General features: G+C 68.8%; 23 protein-coding genes. 12 read left to right on the plus strand and 11 right to left on the minus strand.

What is annotated here, in order from left to right; translation table 11 throughout:
* Nucleotides 1-2: 2 nt before the first annotated feature.
* The 3 genes from ACMATS_RS03420 to ACMATS_RS03430 all read left to right on the plus strand — a co-directional run bounded on the left by ACMATS_RS03420 (nt 3) and on the right by ACMATS_RS03430 (nt 2,629).
* Nucleotides 3-683: an ABC transporter ATP-binding protein gene (locus ACMATS_RS03420; protein WP_414166820.1), complete on the plus strand. Its 681-nt coding sequence runs from the start codon at nt 3-5 to the stop codon at nt 681-683.
* A 296-nt stretch (nt 684-979) separates the two neighbouring features.
* Nucleotides 980-1,228, plus strand: a complete 249-nt coding sequence (locus ACMATS_RS03425) for a hypothetical protein (RefSeq protein ID WP_414166821.1) — start codon at nt 980-982, stop codon at nt 1,226-1,228.
* An 84-nt stretch (nt 1,229-1,312) separates the two neighbouring features.
* Entirely contained in the window at nt 1,313-2,629 is a 1,317-nt protein-coding gene (locus tag ACMATS_RS03430) for an alpha/beta hydrolase family protein (RefSeq protein ID WP_414166822.1), read from the plus strand.
* 65 nt (nt 2,630-2,694) lie between these two features.
* Here the strand turns inward: ACMATS_RS03430 and ACMATS_RS03435 are convergent, their stop codons facing one another.
* Both ACMATS_RS03435 and ACMATS_RS03440 read right to left on the minus strand, forming a co-directional pair.
* On the minus strand, nt 2,695-4,251 hold the full coding sequence (locus ACMATS_RS03435; protein ID WP_414166823.1) for an alanine/glycine:cation symporter family protein: 1,557 nt from the start codon (nt 4,249-4,251) through the stop codon (nt 2,695-2,697).
* A gap of 186 nt (nt 4,252-4,437) precedes the next feature.
* Nucleotides 4,438-4,893: an ATP-binding protein gene (locus ACMATS_RS03440; RefSeq protein ID WP_414166824.1), complete on the minus strand. Its 456-nt coding sequence runs from the start codon at nt 4,891-4,893 to the stop codon at nt 4,438-4,440.
* Nucleotides 4,894-5,223: 330 nt separating this feature from the next.
* Between ACMATS_RS03440 and ACMATS_RS03445 the strand changes: the two genes are divergently transcribed.
* Together ACMATS_RS03445 and ACMATS_RS03450 are read left to right on the plus strand one after the other, a co-directional pair.
* The gene (locus ACMATS_RS03445; RefSeq protein WP_414166825.1) at nt 5,224-6,453 is read left to right on the plus strand and encodes a sensor histidine kinase; all 1,230 of its coding nucleotides are present in this window, start codon (nt 5,224-5,226) and stop codon (nt 6,451-6,453) included.
* Nucleotides 6,440-7,081, plus strand: a complete 642-nt coding sequence (locus ACMATS_RS03450) for a response regulator (protein WP_391152266.1) — start codon at nt 6,440-6,442, stop codon at nt 7,079-7,081. The genes ACMATS_RS03445 and ACMATS_RS03450 overlap by 14 nt, the downstream gene beginning before the upstream one ends.
* A gap of 84 nt (nt 7,082-7,165) precedes the next feature.
* On the opposite strand, the gene ACMATS_RS03455 is transcribed toward ACMATS_RS03450, so the two are convergent.
* The 4 genes from ACMATS_RS03455 to ACMATS_RS03470 are packed head-to-tail and all read right to left on the minus strand — an operon-like array spanning nt 7,166 to nt 10,695.
* A complete protein-coding gene (locus tag ACMATS_RS03455) occupies nt 7,166-8,365 on the minus strand; it encodes an ABC transporter permease (RefSeq protein WP_414166826.1) in 1,200 nt (399 codons plus the stop codon).
* Entirely contained in the window at nt 8,347-9,114 is a 768-nt protein-coding gene (locus tag ACMATS_RS03460; RefSeq protein WP_390781674.1) for an ABC transporter ATP-binding protein, read from the minus strand. The genes ACMATS_RS03455 and ACMATS_RS03460 overlap by 19 nt, the downstream gene beginning before the upstream one ends.
* Nucleotides 9,111-10,217: a peptidoglycan-binding protein gene (locus ACMATS_RS03465; protein ID WP_414166827.1), complete on the minus strand. Its 1,107-nt coding sequence runs from the start codon at nt 10,215-10,217 to the stop codon at nt 9,111-9,113. Before ACMATS_RS03465 ends, ACMATS_RS03460 begins: the two co-directional genes overlap by 4 nt.
* On the minus strand, nt 10,198-10,695 hold the full coding sequence (locus ACMATS_RS03470) for a hypothetical protein (protein WP_390781676.1): 498 nt from the start codon (nt 10,693-10,695) through the stop codon (nt 10,198-10,200). Before ACMATS_RS03470 ends, ACMATS_RS03465 begins: the two co-directional genes overlap by 20 nt.
* A gap of 125 nt (nt 10,696-10,820) precedes the next feature.
* Here ACMATS_RS03470 and ACMATS_RS03475 point away from each other — a divergent pair, with 125 nt between their 5' ends.
* From ACMATS_RS03475 to ACMATS_RS03490, 4 genes are all read left to right on the plus strand, one after another.
* Nucleotides 10,821-11,486: a response regulator transcription factor gene (locus tag ACMATS_RS03475; RefSeq protein ID WP_414170648.1), complete on the plus strand. Its 666-nt coding sequence runs from the start codon at nt 10,821-10,823 to the stop codon at nt 11,484-11,486.
* Nucleotides 11,487-11,515: 29 nt separating this feature from the next.
* Nucleotides 11,516-12,715, plus strand: a complete 1,200-nt coding sequence (locus ACMATS_RS03480) for a sensor histidine kinase (RefSeq protein WP_414166828.1) — start codon at nt 11,516-11,518, stop codon at nt 12,713-12,715.
* Complete coding sequence (locus ACMATS_RS03485; protein WP_414166829.1) at nt 12,712-12,870, plus strand: hypothetical protein; 159 nt, start codon at nt 12,712-12,714, stop codon at nt 12,868-12,870. Before ACMATS_RS03480 ends, ACMATS_RS03485 begins: the two co-directional genes overlap by 4 nt.
* An 81-nt stretch (nt 12,871-12,951) precedes the next feature.
* Nucleotides 12,952-13,827 (plus strand): C40 family peptidase, encoded by an 876-nt coding sequence (locus ACMATS_RS03490; protein WP_414166830.1) that lies wholly within the window; start codon nt 12,952-12,954, stop codon nt 13,825-13,827.
* Between the two features lie 78 nt (nt 13,828-13,905).
* On the opposite strand, the gene ACMATS_RS03495 is transcribed toward ACMATS_RS03490, so the two are convergent.
* Nucleotides 13,906-14,805: an isocitrate lyase/PEP mutase family protein gene (locus ACMATS_RS03495; RefSeq protein WP_414170649.1), complete on the minus strand. Its 900-nt coding sequence runs from the start codon at nt 14,803-14,805 to the stop codon at nt 13,906-13,908.
* Nucleotides 14,806-15,510: 705 nt separating this feature from the next.
* Here ACMATS_RS03495 and ACMATS_RS03500 point away from each other — a divergent pair.
* Nucleotides 15,511-16,764, plus strand: a complete 1,254-nt coding sequence (locus tag ACMATS_RS03500) for a L,D-transpeptidase (protein ID WP_414166831.1) — start codon at nt 15,511-15,513, stop codon at nt 16,762-16,764.
* 239 nt (nt 16,765-17,003) lie between these two features.
* The gene (locus tag ACMATS_RS03505; protein WP_414166832.1) at nt 17,004-17,366 is read left to right on the plus strand and encodes a hypothetical protein; all 363 of its coding nucleotides are present in this window, start codon (nt 17,004-17,006) and stop codon (nt 17,364-17,366) included.
* Between the two features lie 18 nt (nt 17,367-17,384).
* Here the strand turns inward: ACMATS_RS03505 and ACMATS_RS03510 are convergent, their stop codons facing one another.
* Nucleotides 17,385-17,768 (minus strand): hypothetical protein, encoded by a 384-nt coding sequence (locus ACMATS_RS03510; RefSeq protein WP_414166833.1) that lies wholly within the window; start codon nt 17,766-17,768, stop codon nt 17,385-17,387.
* A 126-nt stretch (nt 17,769-17,894) separates the two neighbouring features.
* Nucleotides 17,895-18,419, minus strand: a complete 525-nt coding sequence (locus tag ACMATS_RS03515) for a MepB family protein (protein WP_414166834.1) — start codon at nt 18,417-18,419, stop codon at nt 17,895-17,897.
* A gap of 312 nt (nt 18,420-18,731) precedes the next feature.
* Here ACMATS_RS03515 and ACMATS_RS03520 point away from each other — a divergent pair, with 312 nt between their 5' ends.
* Nucleotides 18,732-19,181 carry a nucleoside deaminase gene (locus ACMATS_RS03520; protein WP_414166835.1) on the plus strand — a complete coding sequence of 150 codons (450 nt, stop codon included), beginning with the start codon at nt 18,732-18,734 and terminating at the stop codon, nt 19,179-19,181.
* Nucleotides 19,182-19,211: 30 nt separating this feature from the next.
* Here the strand turns inward: ACMATS_RS03520 and ACMATS_RS03525 are convergent, their stop codons facing one another.
* Entirely contained in the window at nt 19,212-20,246 is a 1,035-nt protein-coding gene (locus ACMATS_RS03525) for an alpha/beta hydrolase (RefSeq protein WP_414166836.1), read from the minus strand.
* Nucleotides 20,247-20,711: 465 nt separating this feature from the next.
* Nucleotides 20,712-21,296 (minus strand): helix-turn-helix domain-containing protein, encoded by a 585-nt coding sequence (locus ACMATS_RS03530; protein WP_414166837.1) that lies wholly within the window; start codon nt 21,294-21,296, stop codon nt 20,712-20,714.
* Nucleotides 21,297-21,350 lie beyond the last annotated feature (54 nt).

Here is a 21,350-nt window from a genome sequence, read left to right on the forward strand (position 1 = left end):
CCATGACCGCACAGCCCCCCGTCCTCCAGCTCACCGGACTCACCCGCTCCTACCCGACCCGCAACGGCAGGCGAGCCGTGCTCAAGGACGTGAACCACTCCTTCGAAGCAGGCCGCATGTACGCGGTCGTGGGCGCGTCCGGCAGCGGGAAGACGACCCTGCTGTCCCTGGCCAGCGGCCTCGACTCCCCCACGTCCGGCGCGGTGCGCTTCCGTGGCCGCGACGTCGCCGAGCTCGGCCTCGGCCGCTATCGCAACCGGCACGTGGCGACCGTCTTCCAGTCCCTGAACCTGCTCACGTACATGACCGCGGTCCAGAACATCACCTCGGCGATGGAGATCACGGGCGTGAAGGGGGTGCGCAGGAAGCAGCGCGCCAGGGAACTCCTGGAGCTGCTCGGCATCGTTGACGAGGATCAGAATCGCCGGACCCTCCAGCTCTCCGGCGGGCAGCAGCAGCGCGTGGCCATCGCCCGCGCGCTCGCCTGCGAGGTGGACGTCCTGTGCGCGGACGAGCCCACCGGAAGCCTCGACCACGAGACCGCGGCCGGCATCGTCGACGTGTTCCGGAAGCTGGCCCACGACCAGGGGAAGTGCGTGATCGTGGTGACCCACTCCCGCGATGTCGCCGAGGCCTCGGACGAAATCCTCCGGCTCAAGCACGGCAGGCTCACTGCACAGTGAGGCATCGGGGGCGTCGCGCACCGGTCGATTCATCCTCTGCCGTCAGGAATCAACTTCCTTCTGCCCTGACAAGACTTTGGATGGCGCACGGATATCCCGCGTGCCGTTAGTTTTTCAGCGCGGCCCGCACTCCGGCAGGGGCATGAGTGGCTGGGCCCCGGCGTGCGACGTCGACGTGTGGCCCTCGTCGCGCGCCCCGGCTGCCCGTGGCCGTCCTTCCCCCGTGACGGCCACGGGCAGCCGCCGCACAGTGGCCCGGATCCGGACGAACGGCATCGATTGCGGTCCGGGCCGCTGTGCGGACTTCCACCTCCATCAAGCTCAAGGGCCTCGACATCATCTGCGTCGTTCTCGACTGCGAGGTCGGCGACCTGCTGATATCCGAGCCGGAGACCGTCAGCCGGCCTGCACGGCGCAACCCCGAGCCCGCAGCGCCCGATGTGCCGGGCACAGGCACACCGCTCATCCCTCGCCAGCCGGCTGTCCGTTCGTTCCCCTGGACCGACCCACTGGCACGCCATCCGAACGCCGAGCGTCCCGACTGACTCCGGCACGTCCTGCTCGGGTGATTCACCCGGGCGGCGGCGTATATCTGCGACCCACAACAGCACAGGTGCCACGCTGGGGTCATGCCCAAGGAGCAGAACGGGGCGGAAGAAACCGATGCCGGGCACATACCCGACGCAGCCGTCGCTTCAACCGACGGCACAAAGCCCGGCCTGAAACGCTCCACGAGAGCCTGCCTCCTGATCGCCGCCCTGACCCTCGCGGCAACGGCAGGCGCATGCGGCTCCGACCCGTCCGGGGCACCTGCCCCGCTGCGGAACGTCACACTCAGCGATCACACCTACCAGGTGCCCAAGCCGCTGCCGTCCGGTGCCCCCGGCACGCTGATCGCCGCCACCGACCACGGCACGGACCCCCTTCTCGCCGCCGCGAGACGCTGGACCGTGCTGTACCACTCGACCGACCGCCACGGGGCCGACATCGCCGTCAGCGGCACGGTGCTCCTGCCCGGCGGGACGCCCCCGCCCGGCGGCTGGCCCGTGGTGTCCTGGGCGCACGGCACCACCGGCGTCGCCGACAAATGCGCGCCCTCACAGGCCCCGAACCTCGGCTACGACTCCTACGCCCAGCAGGTGCGCACCCTGATACAGGCCGGCTACGCCGTCACCGCATCGGACTATCCCGGCCTGGGCACACCCGGCATGCACACCTACTTGGTGGGCGCCGACGAAGGCAACGCCGTCGTCGACATCGTCACCGCAGGACGTCATCTGGCGCCGTCCCTGGCCCCGACGTGGTTCGCCGTCGGGCACTCCCAGGGCGGACAAGCCGCTCTCTTCGCCGCCAACGCAGCACGCAGGGCACCCGCACTGCACCTGGCCGGCGCCGTCGCCGTCGCACCGGCCAGTCACCTCGGGACGATGCTTCCCGGTGTCATCTCGTCCCACGTGTCCAGCGAACTGTCCTTCGCGCTCTACTCGTTGGCCGGTCTGAGCGCCACGGAACCGTCGGTCGACCTGCACCGCCTGATCGGGCCCACGACGCTGCCGACCGCCGAGCAGGCTCTGGCCTCATGCCTCAAGGACAGCTACGCGCCCCTGTCCCGGGTCGGCACCGACCAGACCCTTCCCCTGACCCAGGACCAGTTGAACCGGCTCGGGAGCGCCATGGCGGCCTACGGTGACCCGGACCGCGCCGCGATCGCGGGGCCCGTCCTGGTCATCCAGGGCGGAGGCGACCTCGACGTACCGCCGGTGTGGACCGAGGAAGTGGTCGGTCACCTGCGCTCGTTGGGCTCACCCGCCGTCACCCTGCAGACGTACCCCGGGGCCGACCATGACCAGGTGCTGGGCCAGTCGTCCTGCGACCTGCTGCGTTTCCTCGCCGCGCACGAAGGGCGCCCGGTGAGCCACTGCACGCCGTACCGGACGCAGGGTTGAGGCGCAGTCCGTCGAACGTCCCACCGCGCTGCGCGCAGTGGGACGTTCCATAGGGACGACAGCCGTCAGTCGACCGCGACCGGCACGTCGGCCTTCTCCGCCCCCGCCGGACCGGCATCGGCGTTCGGGCCGAGCTTGCCGCTCCGTACCAGCGCGAGGAAGGAGTCGAGCTCCTTCTTGACCACGGGAGCCAGCAGGTAGAGGCCGGTGATGTTCACGACCGCGAGCAGGAAGAGTATGGCGTCGGCCATGTCTATCAGGGAGGTCAGGGACAGCAGCGAGCCCAGCGCGACGAATGCCGTGTAAGTGGCCTTGTACGTGAGCTCGCTGGAGCGGCGGCGGCCGAACAGGTAGGTCCACGCCTTGAGTCCGTAGTAGCCCCACGTGATGATCGTCGAGAAGGCGAAGAGGAGCACCGCGACGGTCAGGATGTAGGGGAACCAGGGCATGACCGTGGCGAACGCGTCCGAGGTGATGGTCACGCCTTCGGGGGACGCGCCGGACTCGGCTGCTTCCGACCGGGCCTTGTCCCAGCTGGGGGTGGAGGCGATGACGATCGTCAGGGCCGTCATCGTGCAGACGATGACGGTGTCGATGAACGGTTCGAGCAACGCCACCAGGCCCTCGGTGACGGGGTGCCGGGTCTTGACGGCCGAGTGGGCGATCGGCGCGGATCCGGTGCCGGCCTCGTTGGAGAACGCCGCCCGCTTGAAGCCGACGATCAGTGCGCCGATGACGCCGCCCGTCACGCCTTCGGGGGAGAACGCGCCCCCGATGATGGTGGACACGGCAGCCGGGACCGCGCTCACGTTGACCAGGATGACGACCAGACAGGCCAGGATGTACATGCCCGCCATGAGGGGAACGAGCCGGACGGTGACCTTGGAGATGGACTTGATTCCGCCGAGGAGGACGAGTCCGGTCAGTCCGGCCAGCAGCAGGCCGAAGACCAGGGCCCCGGAGGAGGAGCCCAGCAGGCCGTCGTCACCGCCGGTGACGGACTTGAGCTGCGAGAAGCTCTGGTTGGCCTGGAAGAGGTTGCCGCCGAACAGCCCGAAGAACAGCAGGGCGACGGAGGCCGCCACGGCGAGCATCTTGCCGACGCCCGCCATGCCGCGCTCGGCAAGTCCCTTGCGCAGATAGTGCATCGGGCCGCCGGACACCGTGCCGTCCTCGTGGACTTCCCGGTACTTGACGCCGAGTGTGCACTCCACGAACTTCGTGGCCATGCCGAGGAGGCCGCACAGGATCATCCAGAAGGTGGCACCGGGGCCGCCGATGGTCACGGCGACCGCGACACCGGCGATGTTGCCCAGCCCGACGGTTCCGGACACGGCCGCGGTCAGGGCCTGGAAGTGGCTGACCTCTCCCGGATCGTCTTTCTTGGAGTATTTCCCGCGCACCAGGTCGAGGGAGAGGCGCAGTCCCCTCACCTGCACGAACCCGAACCAGCAGGTGAAGACGGCTCCTGCGACGACCAGCCAGGCGACGATCCAGGGGAACGTCGTGCCGAAGAGCGTGACTTCGCCGAAGACGAATCCCGCGAGCTTCTCGGCGATGGGGTTGAAGATCCCGTTGACGGTGTTCTCAATGCCGGAGGTGAGTGAGTCCAGAGCAGACATCAGAATCTCCCACGAACGTCAACGGCGGCATGCCAGCAGGCGGTTCGGCCGCCGAAGCGGCATCTGGTGGACGGCGGAACACCAGAGCCCCGCAGACGCTGTGACATGTGAACTCCTGTATCGGTTGAATCGGTGCCTGCAGAGCTGAGAGGCCGTACAGGGCGGAGGTAGGTGACGGCCGCCCTTTCAGGGGTGCTGCGGAACCGTCAGGTCGCACCAGACCTGCTTGTCCCTGCCTTGATGCCGGACCGCCCCCCAGGTACGGCTCATGGCCGCCACGATGCACAGGCCGCGGCCGCATTCGCGCAGCGGCTCTTCCGCAGAGCCGGTTCCCGATGCCCCGAGAGGCGGCAGGTCCGGGCCCGTGTCGTGCGCGCTCACCCGGAGGGTTCCCGGGCCGTCGGCCTCGGGCGGCACGATGTCCAGGCTGACTGCGGTGAGACGCCCGCCGTGTTCGGCGGCGTTGGCGGTCAGTTCGGCGATGACCAGTTCGGCGGTGTCGACGAGATCGCCGTCGCAGCCGCGTTCGGCGAGCCATTGGCGGGCCTTGAGCCGGACGTCACGCAGCGGTCGTCGACCGAACGACTGCCGGGTCCATGTCACCGTGTGGGACGTGCATGGCCGGGGAGTGGTCGTGGGCATGGTTCCGGCTCCTTTCCACAGAACGTCCGGTCCCATTGGCTCTTCGGGGTCCGGGCGCCTCAGCCGGGTCTTCCCTGCCACTGCGGCCGAGAAGTCGTGGGCCAACGACAACAGAAACCTGAACCGTGTTCGACCCCCCAAATGATGGGTGCACAGGCAGACGAAAGTCGGCCCCACCGGCAGCGGAATGCACCGCATCGAATGCGGTGCGTCATCGACCGAGGCAGGGGGCGGATCCACGGTTGCCCGCCCCGGGAATTTGGTTGACTGTTTCCGGTAGCGGCCGGATAAACATTCCCCCGGGGCCGGCCGGCCTCGTACGATTTCATCGTGGATTTCACGGCACGTGGCGACTCCGCATCGCGGCCGACGCGTCGTTGGCGTCCCTCCCCGACGGATGTCGCGCTGGCCCTGGCAGCCGCCGCATACGGCGTCGGCGACTCCCTGGTCCACCCGGCCAGCGGCCTCCTGACGGGCAGGCCGGAGTGGGCTGCCCTCGTCGCGGGGCTGGTCGGCCTGCTCGTTCTGTGGCGTCGCCGCTTCACACGATCCGTGTCCGCCGTCGTCCTCGTCGCCCACGTGCTGTGCTACGCACCCGGTGCGCTGGCAGTCATGATCTACACCCTGGCCGGCCTGTACCGGCGCCCGGCACAACTGGCCGCCGTGGGCCTGAGCGCGCTGGCCGCCGAGACGGCCGCTTCGGAACTGGCCGGTGCCGGACCGGATCTCGTGCACGGCGTGCCCTTCGTGGCGGCCCCGCTCGTGATGGGCCTCTACGTGGCCACCCGGCAACGGCTGATCGACACAATGCGGGAACGGGCCGCAGCGCTGGAGAGCCGGCAGGCCCTGCTCGAAGGCCGGGCGAAGGCGGAAGAGCGCACCCGGATCGCGCGGGAGCTCCACGACGTGGTCGGCCACCGCGTCAGCCATGTCGTCCTGGCCGCCGGCGCCCTGCAGGTCGGCGCCGGGCGCGGCGCCGAATGGGTCCGCGAAGAGGCCGAGCACATCCGGAGCGCGGGCGTCCAGGCGCTGGTGGAACTGCGCGACATCCTCGGGGTCCTCACCTACCCCGAGCGTGGCGGCACGGCCCCGATGGAGCCCACCCCGACCGTGGCCGACCTCGACGCGCTCGTCGCCGACTGCCGCCGCCTGGGCATGGACATCACCCTGGACCGGCGCGGCCCCCTGGACGCTCTTCCCGCCGCCACCCAACTCGCCGTCTACCGCGTCCTGCAGGAGGCCTTCACCAACGCACTGCGCCACGCACCCGGCGCCGCCGTCACGGCAGAGGTGACCAATGACGGCCCGGCCGTCCGGATCCTCGTCGCCAACGGTGTGGCCACCGAGAGCCCCGCCGACGACCTGCCGTCCGCAGGCCACGGACTGCTCGGCCTGGCCGAGCGGCTGCGCCTGCTGGGCGGAACATTCGAGGCGGGCCCCCGGCGCGACGGCGGATTCCGCGTCCGCGCCGGCATCCCGCACGACCCTGCCCGGACCGAACCATCCGGACCACACGCTCCACCGGAGTCTTCCCTTGATCAAAGTCATGATCGTCGATGACGAGCCGTTCGTGCGTCACGGGCTGCGCACGATCCTCGAGGCCGACCCCGGCATCGAGATCGTCGCCGAGGCCGCCGACGGCCAGGCGGCCGTCGAGGCGGCCGGGACCCACGCCTGCGACGTCGCTCTCGTCGACATCCGCATGCCCCGCATGGACGGCATCGCCGCCACGCGACGGCTCATGACGATGCCCGCTCCCCCGGCCGTCATCATCCTGACGACCTTCCGGTTCGACGAGTACGTGACCGAGGCGCTGCATGCGGGAGCAGCCGGATTCCTCCTCAAGGACACCCGGCCCGCCGAAATCGTCCAGGCCGTCCACACGGTGGCCTCGGGACACGCCCTGCTCTCCCCCGCGGTGACCCGGCACGTCATCGAGATCCTCCTGCAACGCCACCGGGGGCTGACCGCACAGGAGCGCACCCGCATCGCATCGCTGACCGCGCGCGAGCACGAGGTCTTCCTCCTGGTCGGCCAGGGCCTGCCGAACGCCGACATCGCCCGCTCCCTGTCCACGAGCGAGGCGACCGTGAAGATGCACGTCAGCCGGATCCTGGCCAAGCTGCAGGTCGAGAACCGCGTCCAAGCCGCCCTGCTGGCCCATGAGGCGCCCCCGGCCGCCGGCTGACGCACCCGGCGGGCAACAACGAAAGGCCGTGCCCGGGGCTGCGCGGCGGCACACGCGCAACCCCGGGCACGGCGGTCGGTATTCCTACCCCGCCTGGAGGGCGAGGGTCGGCGAGAGCCGAGCGGCGCGGACTGCCGGGTACAGTCCCGCCACCGACCCGATGAGCAGGGTGGCGCCGAAGCCGCCGCCGACCGCCCACAGGGGAACGACCCAGGGCATGCCGCCCGAGGCGGCGAACACGTACGTGGCCGCCGAGCCCAACACCACGCCGGCCAGTCCGCCGAGTCCGGACAGCAGCAGCGACTCGGTGACGAACTGGATGCGGATCTGTCCGCGGGTGGCGCCCAGCGAGCGACGCAGGCCGATCTCGTGACGGCGCTCCAGCACCGAGATGATCATGGTGTTGGCGACGCCGACACCGCCGACCAGCAGTGCCACACCGCCCAGTCCGAGCAGCAGATTGTCGAACGCGCCCTCGGTGGCGGCCTTGGCCTGCAGGGCCGAGGACGGGTTGGAGACCTTGACGTTCTGCGGGTTCTCCGGGTCGGCGGTCCGTGCGAGCAGCTTGCCGACCGACTCGACGGAGGCGTCCGAGGAGCGTTCGTAGATCTGCGTGGGGTGGCCGTCGAAGCCCAGGAGGGTGCCCGCGGCCTGCCAGCCCACCAGTGCGGACCGTTCGATCTCCGGCGCCAGTGGAAGCGGGTCGAGGATGCCGATGACCGTGAAGTACTGGTTGCCGATGAGGACTTGCTGACCGGGCGCGGTGATGCCCAGGCGTTCGGCGGCGACGCTGCCGAGCACCACCGAGGGGTAGCGTCCGTTCGCGCCGTTGAGCCAGGTGCCCGAACCGACCGTGCCGCGCAGAGCCTTCAACAGGTCCTCGTCGGCAGCCTTCACGGAAAGACCGCCGGTGTCACTCTTGGAGATCTTCTCGCTGCGCCGGACCGTCGGTTTCAGGTCCCCGACCGCACCGACGTGTTCGACGCCGGGGATACGGCCGATCATGCCGGGCGCTTCCTTGGGCAGCTTGGTCTTCTGGCCGCTGAACAGGTCGTCGCCGGGGGCGACCTTGAGCATGTTGGTGCCCAGCTTGTCGAGCTCCTGGAGCAGTTGGGCCTTGCTGGAGGCCGAGATGCCGACCACCGCGATCATCGTGGCGATGCCGATGGCGATGCCCAGCGCGGACAGCACGACCCGCATCGGCCGGGAGCGCAGCCCTGCCGAGCCGACGTGCAGCACGTCACGGGGACCGAGGCGGGCCGGGGTCAGTCGGTCGCGTGGCACTGTTCCTCGCCTCCTGCCGACTCCAGCGGCTGCGTGTCCGCGTCCTCCGGCTTCGCGCGCGTGTCCTCGACGACCTCGCCGTCGCGGATGCGCACCTGACGCGGCAGGGCCCCGGCGATCTCGCCGTCATGGGTGATCACCGCGATGGTCGCCCCGTCCGCGTTGAGGTCGTGCAGCAACCGCATGACGGCCTCGCCGGAGGCGGAGTCCAGGGCGCCGGTGGGCTCGTCCGCCAGCAGTAGGTCCGGCTCGCCCACCACCGCCCTGGCGATGGCCACCCGCTGCCGCTGTCCGCCGGACAGCTCGTGGGGCCGGTGGTGCATCCGGTCCCCGAGCCCGACCCGCTCCAGGGCCGTGGCCGCGCGCTTGCGGCGCTCGGCCCGGCTCAGGCCGGAGTAGAGCAGTCCCTCGGCGACGTTGTCCTGGGCGGTGACCCCGGACACGAGATGGAAGGACTGGAAGACGAAGCCGATGTGCCGGGCACGCAGTGCGGACAGCCGGCGGTCGGAGAGAGCCGCGACATCGTGGCCCGCGATGGCGACGGTGCCGGCGGTAGGACGGTCCAGGGTGCCGACGATGTGCAGGAGAGTGGACTTGCCGGACCCGGACGGACCCACGATCGCGAGCAGTTCCCCGCGCTCGATGCGCAGGTCCACCCCGCGCAGCGCCGCGACCCCGCCCGGGTACTCCTTCGTGACCTGGTTCAGCTCGACGACGGTCTTGGCGACGATGTTGGCGACGGTGGTCATGACTTGGGCACTCCGACCTTCATGCCTTCCTTGAGGCCGGATCCGCTGACCTCGACCCTGCCCTGCCCGAACAGGCCGAGCTTGACGGGGATTTCGCGGGCCTTCCCGTCCTCCACGACCTGGATGCCGAAGCCGCCGGCGGGCAGGGCGAGCAGAGCGTTGACCGGGACGGTCAGCACGTTCTCGTGCGTCTCGCCCTTGAGGTCGACGGTGACCGGGGCCTGGTCGATGCCCTTGACCTCCGACGAATCGGCGAAGGTCACCCGTGCAGTGATCTTGGCGGAGTCTTCTTTCCCGCCACCGCCCTGGTCCTTGTCGTCCGAACCGGCCGCGCGGTCGACCGAGGCGACCTTCCCCTTGACCTTGTCGCCCCCGGGGAGGGTGATCTCCACCCGGGTGCCGGGCTCGGCGAGAGCGGCATCGGAGACGTCGAGCTTGATCTGCACCTCCCGCTCGGCACCGGTGACGGTCAGCACCGGCTTGCCGGGGGCCATCTGGTCGCCGACGGCCGCCTCCTTCTTCTTGACCCGCACCGAGCTCGGCGCGAAGGCGATCTGGTCCGGCCCCGTCTCGCCGGTCTGCTTCAGGCCGTGGGACTTCTGCCAGCGCCCCAGCGCCTCCGCCGTTCCGGAGGTGAACTGCTCGTCCACGGTCAGGCCCGTTCCGTAGCCGAGGTCGCGCAGGTTCTGCTTCAACTGCCGGACGTCCGGCCCCTTGTCCCCGGCCTTGAGCTTCCGGTACATGGGCCGCTCGCCGTACAGCAGCCAGACCTTGGCGCCGTCGGCCTCGTAGAGCGCCTCGTTCTGCTTGATCACCGAGCCGGTGTCCGGGAGCCAGGTGACCGTGCCCTGCGCCCCGCCGTTGAGCTTGCGCTCCTTGGAGTAGCCTAGGGTGCCGTCCACCTGGGTGCGGCTGCTCAGATCCTGCCGCTTGACCGTGTCGGTCTTCTGCGGCAGGCCGTCCGCGTGCCGCTCCTGTCCCTTGCCGTCGTCACCGCTCACCGAGACGACTGTTGCCCCGCCCACCAGCGCACTCGCCACGACGAGCGAGGCGATCACGTACTTTCTGGCAGGGCGCTTGCGCTCACTCTCCGAGCTTGTCATTGCACACCTTCATGGCCTTCTCCATCTTCTCCTTGGGCACGTCGGGGCCGCCTCCCGCCTTCGCGGTCAGGTTGCCGTCCTTGAGCTCCGGGTCCGGCATGTCGACACCCTGCTCACGCATGCACTGGGCAAACTTGATGGACTTGTCGAGGGCCTTCTGCTGCTCTTCCGCGCTCATTTCCTTGCCGGCACCGGGCAAGTCCTTACAGGCTTCTTTCGCCTTCTTGAACGCCTTCTCGTCCTTCACCTCGATGCCCGCGGCCTGGCCTTCCTTGGGCTCCTCCACCTTCACACCGTTGTCACGCAGACACTGGCGGTACTTGTAGGCGTCGTCCTCCTTCTTGCCCTCTCCGGATGTACCCGAGCCCTGCGCGCTGCTGTCCTTGCCGGAATCCGCACCACCCCCCGTGCAACCGACGGCGAACAAGGCCATTCCCGTGATGAATGCAGCCGTCATGCCGTACCTGACGTTCCCCATGGAATTCCTCCGTATCCAAGACCCGGTGGCCGACGACACGCAGGCTGGCACGCGTCCGTGTTTCGTTTCTCTCAACGAGGACGTTTATGCCGACGAAAGGTCGCTGTCATGTATACGTGGATGTCATGCGCGTGCTGGTGGTGGAGGACGAGGAATTCCTGGCGGAGATGATCGCCGAAGGGCTGCGGCGCGACGCCCTGGCCGTCGACGTCGCGCACGACGGCCTGACGGCGCTGGAACGGCTGCGCCTTGGCGAGTACGACGTGCTCGTCCTCGACCGCGACCTCCCCGGCCTGCACGGCGACGAGGTGTGCCGCCGCGTGGTCGAGGCACGCCTGCTGACGCGAGTGCTGATGCTCACCGCCGCCGATTCCGTGCGCGAGCGGGTCGAGGGCCTCGGCCTGGGTGCGGACGACTACCTCTCCAAGCCGTTCGCCTACGAGGAACTGCTCGCCCGCGTCCTGGCCCTGGGCCGCCGTGCCCGGCCCGCCCTGCCGCCCGTCATCGAGCAGGCGGGCATCACCCTGGACACGGCCCGCCGACAGGCCTTCCGGGACGGCCGCTACCTCGCACTGTCGCGCAAGGAGTTCGGGGTGCTGGAAGTGCTGATGCGCGCAGAGGGCGCCGTCGTCAGCGGCGACGACCTGATCGAGCAGGTGTGGGAGGAGAACACCAGCTACCGCACCAACGCCGTCCGGGTCACGCTCAGCAAACTCCGTACCAAGCTCGGCGATCCCCCGGTCATCGACACCGTGCCGGGCCACGGATACCGCATCGGCGGAACTGCATGAGCCGGGCCTTCACGCTTCGCGCACGACGCATGCGGCTGCCCGGTGGCGAACGGGCCCGGCTGACGGCGCTCTACGGCGGACTGCTCGTACTCGCCGGGGCCATGCTCATCGGCCTGATCAACTTTCTCGTGGCCCAGGGCCTGTACACCACCATCAGTGGAGCGGTGGTGGCACGTATGGACAGCGGCGCCACTCCGGCGCTTCCTCTTCCTTCCTCCCACCCCTCCGCTGCCTCCGCATCTCCAGGGTCGGAAGTCTTTCAACGCGCCGAGCCCTCCGGAGAGGTCAGCACCTTCACACGGGCTGCCGAACAGGCCACCCAGAACCAGCTGTTGACCATCTCTCTGATCACCCTGGCCGTCTTCGCCATCGTCTCGGTCGCGCTCGCGTGGTGGATGGCCGGGCGGGTGCTGCGTCCCGTCGGGGTGATCACCCGTACCGCCCGGAAGCTGTCCGGGGAGAACCTCCACGAGCGCATCGCCCTCGACGCGCCATCGGGCGAGCTCAAGCAACTCGCCGACACCTTCGACGACATGCTCGACCGTATAGAGCATCTGGTCGGCGCGCAGAAGCGGTTCGCCGCCAACGCCGCACACGAGCTGCGCACGTCGCTGGCCGTGCAGCGGGCGGCGGCCGAGATCGGGCTGGCCACCTCGGACCCCGAGGCCGTCGCCCGTATCCGCCGCAAGCTCATCGAGGTCGCCGACAGCAGCGAACGGCTCATCGAGGGCCTGCTGCTGCTCTCCGTCTCCGACCAGGGCCTCGACCACCGCGAACCGGTCGCCCTCGACGAGCTCGTCCGTACCGTGACGGCCGAGTACGCCGTCTCGCAGCAGGCCCGCGACCACCACATCGCCGTCCGGGCCCAGACCACGCCCGTGACGGTGCAGGGCGACCCGGTCCTGCTGACACACCTCGTGCGCAACCTCGTCGGCAACGCCCTCCGCTACAACCACGACGGTGGCCACGTCACCGTCACCGCGCACGGCCGGGCGCTGGAGGTCGACAACAGCGGGCCCCATGTGCCCCCGGAGACCGTCCCGTATCTCTTCGAACCGTTCCGACGCCTGGAAGAGCGCCGGCACGCCCGCGGCGAGGGCGCCGGCCTCGGCCTGTCCATCGTCGCCTCGATCGCCCGCGCCCACCAGGCGCGAGCAGACGCCGAGGCGAACCCGGGCGGCGGGCTGACCGTCCGGGTCCTCTTCCCCGGCCCCGAGGAGGGTGCATGACCGCCTGCCGTCCGGGGCCGAGGCCCCCCTTCGACGTCGTCGACGTGGCCGAACTTGCCGACGACGGACGGATCGCCACCCTGCGCATCGTCTACGACACGGTCGACGTCCGCCCGGCGTTCGAAGCGGAGAAGGGCTCCTCTTGGCGCTCCTGACGGACAGGGCGAAGCGCGTCAACTGTGGCATATCCCACGATGTTTGAATTCGCCGCATCATTTCTGATAGCCCGTTGTGTTATGTCCCCTCAAACACGCATACGCAGTCACCGGAAGCCCAGCAGTCCCGCCCTGCAGTCGTGGGTGGTCCGTACGGGCGTTGCCGGTGGTGTCCTCAGCACTCTGGCCGTCACCGGGGCCGGCTCCGCCACGGCAGCCGAGAAGCCCGCCGAATCGACCATGGAGATGCCGTCGTTCGACATCGGCCTCTCCGCCTCCATTGCACAGAGCGCGGCCGCCACGCATCAGGCCGCTGCCGACCAGCAGGCTCGCGCACAGGTGGAAGAAGCCGTCGAGCACGCCAGGAACGACGCCAAGAAGGCCGCCAAAAAGGCCAGGGAGGAAGCCGAGCGCAAGGCCGAGGCCGAGCGCAAGTCGGCCGAGGCGGAGAAGAAGCGCGAGCAGGCCAAGGACAACGGGCCGTCCCGCGCCTCGCGTTCTGCGGACCGTACTTCGTCGGACAAGAAGAAGTCCGAGCCCTCGGCACCGTCCTCGCAGTCGTCCTCTTCTTCTTCCTCGTCCTCGTCGTCCTCTGCAACCGGCAGCGCCGCAGCCGTGGTCGCGTTCCTCAAGGCCCAGGTCGGCAAGGCCTATGTGATGGGCGGCACCGGTTCCTCCGGCTCGTACGACTGCTCCGGCCTGGTCATGGCCGCGTACAAGAAGGCCGGCATCGATCTGCCGCGCGTCTCCCAGGGCCAGTCGACGGCGGGCCGCCAGGTGAGCCTCGACAACCTCAAGCCCGGCGACATCCTGTACTGGGGTTCCGCAGGCAACGCCTACCACGTCGCCGTCTACATCGGCGGCGGCAAGTTCATCGGCGCACAGAACCCGAGCACGGGTGTCGTGGAGCGCGACATGAAGTGGGACATGCCGACCGGCGCGGTCCGCGTGCTGTGACCGCTGCGCAGTGACCTGGGCTGGGCCGGGAGCGAGCTGCACGCTCCCGGCTCAGATCAGGGTGGTGCCGACGGCCTGTCAGCTGCCGTACCGGTCGTCCAAGTCCTTGTGGAACTCGGCCCCGACAAGCCGGGAGAACTCGTCGTAGGTGTGTTGTGGCGGTCCCCCCGCCGGAGTCCCGGCCGACTTCAGGTGGGCCAGCGCGTCCGCAACCGCGCGGGTGGCGGTGAACAGGGCCGTCACCGCGTAGAAGGCCAGGCGGAATCCCAGGTCCTGCAGGTCGGCAGCGGTCAGCGCGGTCGTCTCGTTCCCGTCCACGACGGACACCGCCTTGGGGCCCTCTACGGCGGCGGCCACCGCCTCCAGTTCCTCGATCCTCTTGATGCCGTCGACGAAGACCAGGTCGACACCGGCCTCTTGGTACAGGCGGGCTCTCCGGATCGCCTCCTCCACTCCCGCCGCGGGCAGTGCGTCCGTACGCCCGATGATCAGCAGGTCGGCCGAGCCGCGTGCTCGGACTGCACACCTCAGGCGTTTGACGCTGGTGTCCACGTCCATCAGCCGTACGCCGCTCATCTGGCCGCACCGCTTCGGTACGGCCTGGTCCTCCAGATGGATTGCCGCCACACCTGCCTGGAGGTATTCGTGAACGGTACGGTCGATGTTGCTCGGTCCCCCGTATCCGGTATCGGCGTCCGCGATCACCGGGATCGACACCGCACGCGTCATGTTCCGCGCGTGCTCGGTCATTTCCGTCTGGCTGAGCAGGCCGATGTCCGGCATGCCCAACCGGCTGGCCGTTGCCCCGAACCCCGTCATATACACGGCGGGAAACCCCGCGGCTTCGACGATGCGAGCGGTGATCGAATCAGCTGCCCCGGGTGCCGGCACAATGCCGGGACCTTCCAGCAGGCTCCTCAGTGAACGGTCGGCTGCAGACAACAGGACACCTCGAATCTCGGTCGGTGCGATGAGCAAAGCAGAAGCCAGGTTTCCGCCACATAAATGACGTTGCACGGTCAACTGCGCCCAGCAGAAGGCGAGGGGCGGTCCGCTGTGTATGGGCTGTGTAAATCCCCGGTATGGAACGGAGTTTGAGATATTGAGCAAATCGGTAGACTGCCCGGCATGAGGATGTGCATCCGGGCTCAGGGACGTGAACGCCCCGGTCGCTGCCTCGTGCCCGGATGGACTGTGCCTCTGATTGCCGCTCTCTGCATGCTTCTCTTCACGGCCTGGGAACTGCAGACGGACGGATGCCTCGGCACCGCGGCGAGCCGGACGACGAACATTTCCTCCCAGGCCTCAAGCACTGAAATGGCGTCGGCGCACTCGCCCGGGAATATGTCGTCCGGCAAGGGCGTAACCTGCGAGCGCTGCGGGGACCGGGCTTTGTACGCCCTGCCGCACAGCCCTGACCCTCCGGTGCCGGCTCCGAGGACGAATGCATCCTCCGGCCGAAGCACGGCCGTTTCTGCGGGAATCCGTGGACCGTCGCGAGCGGAGTCCAGCTCGGTCGACCTTCACCGGTTGCAGATCCAGCGGACCTAGACCGGAATGTCGATGCCCGGCCTTGACGAGCCATCGCGCCCTTGCGGGGTGCCCAGTGGGTCGTGACGACGCTTCTCTTCACCATCCGCCGTGACCTGCTGCAGGCAGGCGCGGCGGGGACTAGGACATTCCATGGGACTCGAATCAGGCAGTGATCTTCCGCCGAGCCGGAGCAACAGGCCGCAGCGATCGGACGCCTCATCTCGCCGTCGATTCCTGGCCGGCGCCGTGACCGTGGTCGGCGGCACGCTGGGGATCGCAGCGTGCGGATCGCGCAGCAAGGCGGACAGCGGCAAGGCCGCCGCCGGGCCGACCTCGGAGGCAGTCATCAAGATCACGCCGGAGGACGGCACTGCCGATGCAGGCGTCGCGAGCGCTTCGGTGAGCTGCCTCAAGGGCGAACTGACCGACGTCACCGTCGTCACGGCCGACAAACAGACTCCCGTCAAGGGTTCCCTGTCGGCGGACAAGACGACATGGAAGCCGGACTCCCCTCTTGAACGCGAGACCACCTACAAGGTCTCGGCGAGCGCCAAGGATGCACAGGGCCGGCCCGTCACGAAGCAGGCGACGTTCACCACGGTCTCCGCTGCGAACAGTTTCATCGGCACCTTCACCCCCGAGGACGGTTCGAAGGTCGGTGTCGGTATGCCGGTGTCCATCACCTTCGACAAGCCCGTCAAGGACAAGAGGGCGGTCGAGTCCGCTCTGAAGGTGAAGTGCAGCAGCGGCCAGGAAGTGGTCGGTCACTGGTTCAGCGACACCCGGATCGACTTCCGCCCCAAGGAATACTGGGAGAAGGACTCCACGGTCACACTGCAACTCCGCCTGGCCGATGTCGAGGCATCATCCGGGGTCAAGGGGATACAGGACAAGACCGTCTCCTTCACCATCGACCGTTCGCAGGTCAGCACCGTCGACGTCGCCACTTGCACCATGACCGTGGTGCGCGACGGAGAGACGGTCAAGACCATACCCATCTCGGCGGGAAGCAAGGAGAATCCCACCTACAACGGCCAGATGGTGATATCCGAGAAGCACAAGGAGACCCGTATGGACGGGTCCACCGTGGGATTCGGAGGCGAGTACGACATCCCCGACGTCCCGCACGCCATGCGGCTGTCCACCTCCGGCACCTTTATCCACGGCAACTACTGGAGCAGCGGCGTCTTCGGCAGGTCCAACACCAGCCACGGCTGCATAGGCCTGGCGGACGCGCAAGGCGCCAACGACAGCGGGACACCCGGTGCGTGGTTCTACGCGAACTCCATCATCGGAGACGTCGTCATCGTGAAGAACTCTCCGGACGAGACCATCCGCCCCGACAACGGCCTCAACGCCTGGAACGTGGACTGGAACGACTGGGTCAAGGGCAGCGCCCTGTAACAGGAGGAAAGGTGCCGCCCCGTCACGGTGGGGCGGCGCCGTCCGCCATGGCCGTCAGCGGCGAGTCAACGCATGCGCTGTGCGACCTTCTTCCGCAGCTTCGGCAGGAGGTCATATATCTTCTGGCCGGGACATGCCGTCACGTTGACATCCCGGTGGCGAACGTTTTGTGAACTGTCGAAACGAAGCGAAGAGCAGCGAGTAAGTGTTCCCACTCCGCCAGCAGCAGAGGGAACGACGTGCCCATCGGCACGCGTGTCGCCAAGGAACTGACGATCCTTGTGGACGACGACGTCGCAATCCTCCTGCCGAGCCCGGCCGGTATCACCCGGCGTTCCCTTGCAGTGGATGTCCGGTGCAGGGATGCGACGTACCAGCTGATGCCGGAGTCGTTTCTACGGAGCCGACTGACGAGGAACGGCCAGTGCATCGGGCGATTCCGGGCCCAACTCGACGGACGCGCAAAGGCCCAATGGCTACCGGAGGCCGACGTCCATCCACTCGACGTGTCCATCGGGTACGCCCTCGCGGTCGCCTTCGGCACAGGCGGCGGCCCGGCGTGGGTGGAGGCGATCGGCGACGTCTTCAGCGCCGTATCGTAGCTGCCCTGTCGGAAAGGATCAGAAGAACAGCCTGACTCGCGTCTCGATCGTCTTCGGCTCCCGGCCTTCCGCCACACATTGCAGTGCCTCCCGTACCGCGAGAGCGCCCAAGCGGGCGAATACCTGCTCGCAGGAATCGGTCCAGTGCCAGGACAGGGCACGGACGACGACCCGCGCATCGACCGGGCTTCCCCGGCGGGCTTCCGGGTCGTCGGATTCCTCGGCAGCCAGCTCTCGCAGCACACCCCGTATGAGCGCCTGTTGGTACTCGGCTACCGGTTCCGGATGTGCAGTGCAGGCGAACTCACACGACGCTGCCGCCCCTTCCGGTACCGGCTCGAAGTCCAGCTCCACCCGCCCGTACGTCGGCACGCACGCGCCGAGCGTCTGGCGGGAGTACACCTTCACTCCCCGTACCGGGCGGGCAAGTCCAGCAGTCGGTGCAGCAGTCATGACGGCACCGTACGGCAGCGTCCCGACAACATCACCGGCGTTTTCGAAGCCGCCCCCGGCCCATAGCCGACTCTCCTAGGCCTGATAGAGCATCCCGGCGCGCTCCAAGTCCACGGCCCCGGCTTCGCCGATCGCCAAGAAGTACTTCACCTGCCACGCCTGGGTGTTGCGGGCCTGGCGGCTCGTGGTGGTCACCCATGGTGGGTAGACGCGGAAAGCCCGCTTCCCGTCGGTGCCGTTCCTGGAGAGGATGCCCCGCTCGCAGAGCTCGTCCGCAGGAAACACGAACTGCCCGAACCGGTCACCGTCACGGCAACTGATCACGAAGAGATCAACGGAGTCGCCGACGTCGAAAGGCCGGATCGGACCTTCCGCGGACCGCTGCCATACGGTGACGAACTGGCCGGCCTTCGTCGGGGTCGTCTTGGCCACACGGAATCTGACCGACAGGCCGTCCAGCGTGAATTCGTGAGCCGTGTACTCCGCGCTCTCCGCTTCCGGCACGGGCTGCGAGCAGGAGAACCCACTCGGGTCGTACACCCGTTCCTTCGCCGCCAGCAGATCGCTATGAGATGCCCACGGCTGCCCTGTCGTCGCCATTCCCTCATCCTGCCACCACGTCAATCGAACACATAATTGATCCCTTGGTGACGTGATCGTCACCTCGCCAACGCCATCTCCCCTGCTGCGGTGCTGTGCGGTAGAAACTGTGACGTGCCCGCAGAACGCCCAGGCCGAAGAGGCTCGTGCGACGGTCTCGCGGTGCCGTCGGCCTCGGGCGAGGGGAAGCGTGTGGACTTCGACAGACGCCGGTTTCTCGGAGGGGTGGCCGGAGCGGCGATGACGGGGGCTGCGGCTCCGCGTAGCCGCCCTCGGCACGTACCCCAGGAGAGCCCTGCCCACGAGCGGTTCATGCACGTGGCCATCGAACAGGCCGAGCGCAACCCTGCCTACCCGTTCGGCGCGGTGATCGTCGAAACCCGTACCGGCGAGGTACTGGCGACCGGGGTCAACGACTCGAAGGACAACCCCGTACTGCACGGCGAGATGGCCGCCATCAACGACTACGTGCGCCGGCACGGCAACCACGGCTGGGCCGACACCACCCTCTACACCACGGGCGAGCCCTGCTCGATGTGCATGAGCGCAATGGTCTGGGCGAATCTCCCCCGCGTCGTCTGGGGAAGCTCGATCGACGAGCTCCACCGCACCGGGCTCGACCAGATCGCCCTGTCCGCACGGGAAGTCGCCGACTCCGCACGGTCCTTCTACACCCCGGAACTGCTCCTGGGCGGCGTACTGGCGGACTGCACGGACCGCCTCTTCCAAGAGGCGCAACGGCTGCGGCAGATGCAGGAGTGACCGCCCCGCCGGTGACTTCGAGCTGACCGGTCACCCGACGGCGGCGGGCGCCCGCCCGCCGCCCGCACGGGACTGCGTGAGGATGCGCCGGAGCCAGCGCGTACGGGCATTCCGGGCATCCTGACTGAGGGCGGCCCGTGGCGCGAAGGTGTCGAAGCCGTGGAACGCCCCGGGCCACACGTGCAGTTCGGCCTGGCCGCCGGACTGCCAGATCGCATTGGCGTAGGCCACGCCCTCGTCCCGGAAGGTCTCGGCCGACCCGACGTCGAGATAGGCCGGAGGCAGCCCGGACAGATCCGTGGCGCGGGCGGGAGCCGCGTAGGGCGGCAGATCCGCAGCGCCGTACCGGTCGCCCAGCAGCGCCCGCCACACGGTGGCGTTGGAGGTGCGGTCCCAGGTGTCGACGCCTGCCATCTGGTGGCTGGAGAACGTGTCGTTGCGGTCGTCGAGCATCGGAGACAGAAGCAGTTGCCCGATCGGTACGGGCCCGCCTCGGTCACGGGCCAACAGGGCGAGAGCCGCGGCGAGTCCGCCGCCGGCGCTCTTTCCTCCGATGATGATGCGGTCCGCGTCGACGCCCAGCCGGTCGGCGTGCTCGGCCGTCCAGACGAATCCGGTGCAGCAGTCCTCCAGCGGCCCGGGGTACTGCGTCTTCGGTGCCAACCGGTACTCGACGGAGACGACGGCCAACTCCAGCGCGAGAGCCCATTCGTGCAGCAGCCGCGGCAGTACGGACCACGCATTGCCCATGATCATTCCGCCGCCGTGCATGTAGTACAGCAGCGGCAGCGGACCGGCGATCCCGGCGGGCCGTGCGCTCACGAGCGTGACGTCCGGGTCACCCGATGTCCCCGGCACACGCAGCTCATCGACCTCGAAGCGGCCGTCGGCCTGCAGCTCCCGAACCGTCGGCCGGGGCCGGGCCGCAGCGTCCCGCTCCTGCCGGGCCGCAAGGTTCTCCGGGGTGAACGGCTCCCTCACCCCGTCCCCCAAAGCCGCCAGCGCCACGCTCAGTTCGGGGTCGAACGGGGGCGCTTCCCGACGGCCGGAACGGTTTGTCGGCACGTCCGTGCAGGGAGGGCATGCTCGCGCGAAATCCATGCGCGTAGTCAATCACCGCCCGGCTACCGTGCCTTCCACACCACCACCGGAACCGGAGGTCCAGATGTTCACGCGAATCGCCGGACGCGCAGCCGCCGTTGTGGCCGCTGCGCTCCTCGTCGGCAGCGCAGGGGCAGCCGTCGCCCTCCCTGCCCACAGTACTGTGGCGGCCGCACCCGCCCTCCCCTGCCCCACAACAGGCCCTGCGGGTGACTACTGCCGCCACGGCGGCACACCCCCGGCACCGGCACCCGAGCCTTCGTCGACCCCCAGCCCCAACAGCTCCGGCACACCCGGCGTGTCCGATCCTTGCGACTCGCTCAAAGGCACGCCGGCGTATCCCTCCTGCATCCGGTGCCGGAGCAGCTGCCTCCGACAGTAGAAACCCTCAATCCTGCGTCCGGAAATTCGGGGTTTCCGCTGCCGGAGTCACTCGCTCCGGGCGCCCCCGCCCCTGTTCGGCTTCGCGCGGACGTGCATGCGCTCACCCTGCGGACCGAACAGGCTGAGGATCTCCACCGGCGCCTCCCCCGTGCTGCCGAACCAGTGCGGCAGCCGGGTGTCGAACTCGGCCGCCTCACCCGCCGAGAGCACGACGTCGTGCTCGGCGAGGACCAGCCGCAGCTGCCCGCTGAGTACGTACAGCCACTCGTACCCCTCGTGCGTACGCGGTTCGGGGGTGCTGCGGGCGGTGCCCACCACCATCTTGAACGCCTGCGGCCCGCCGGGCTGCCGGGTCAGCGGCACCATCGTGGCATCCCCGCGCCGGAACGGCTTGAGCCGGACCCGCGGGTCGCCGACCGGCGGGGCGCCGACCAGCTCGTCCAGCGGCACCTGGTGGGCCTGGGCGATAGGCAGCAGCAGTTCCAGGCTCGGCCTGCGCTGCCCGGACTCCAGCCGGGACAGGGTGCTGACCGAGATCCCGGTCGTCTTCGAGAGTGCCGCGAGCGTGCATCCGCGCTGCTGCCGGATGTGCTTGAGCCTCGGCCCCACGGCGGCGAGCACGTCTTCCATCCCTCTATTGCAGAAACGGCAACAAGTTTTGTCAATCCGCGTCGGCCGAGCGCA

The sequence above is a fragment of the Streptoverticillium reticulum genome (assembly GCF_047456005.1).
Classification (GTDB): domain Bacteria; phylum Actinomycetota; class Actinomycetes; order Streptomycetales; family Streptomycetaceae; genus Streptomyces; species Streptomyces reticulum.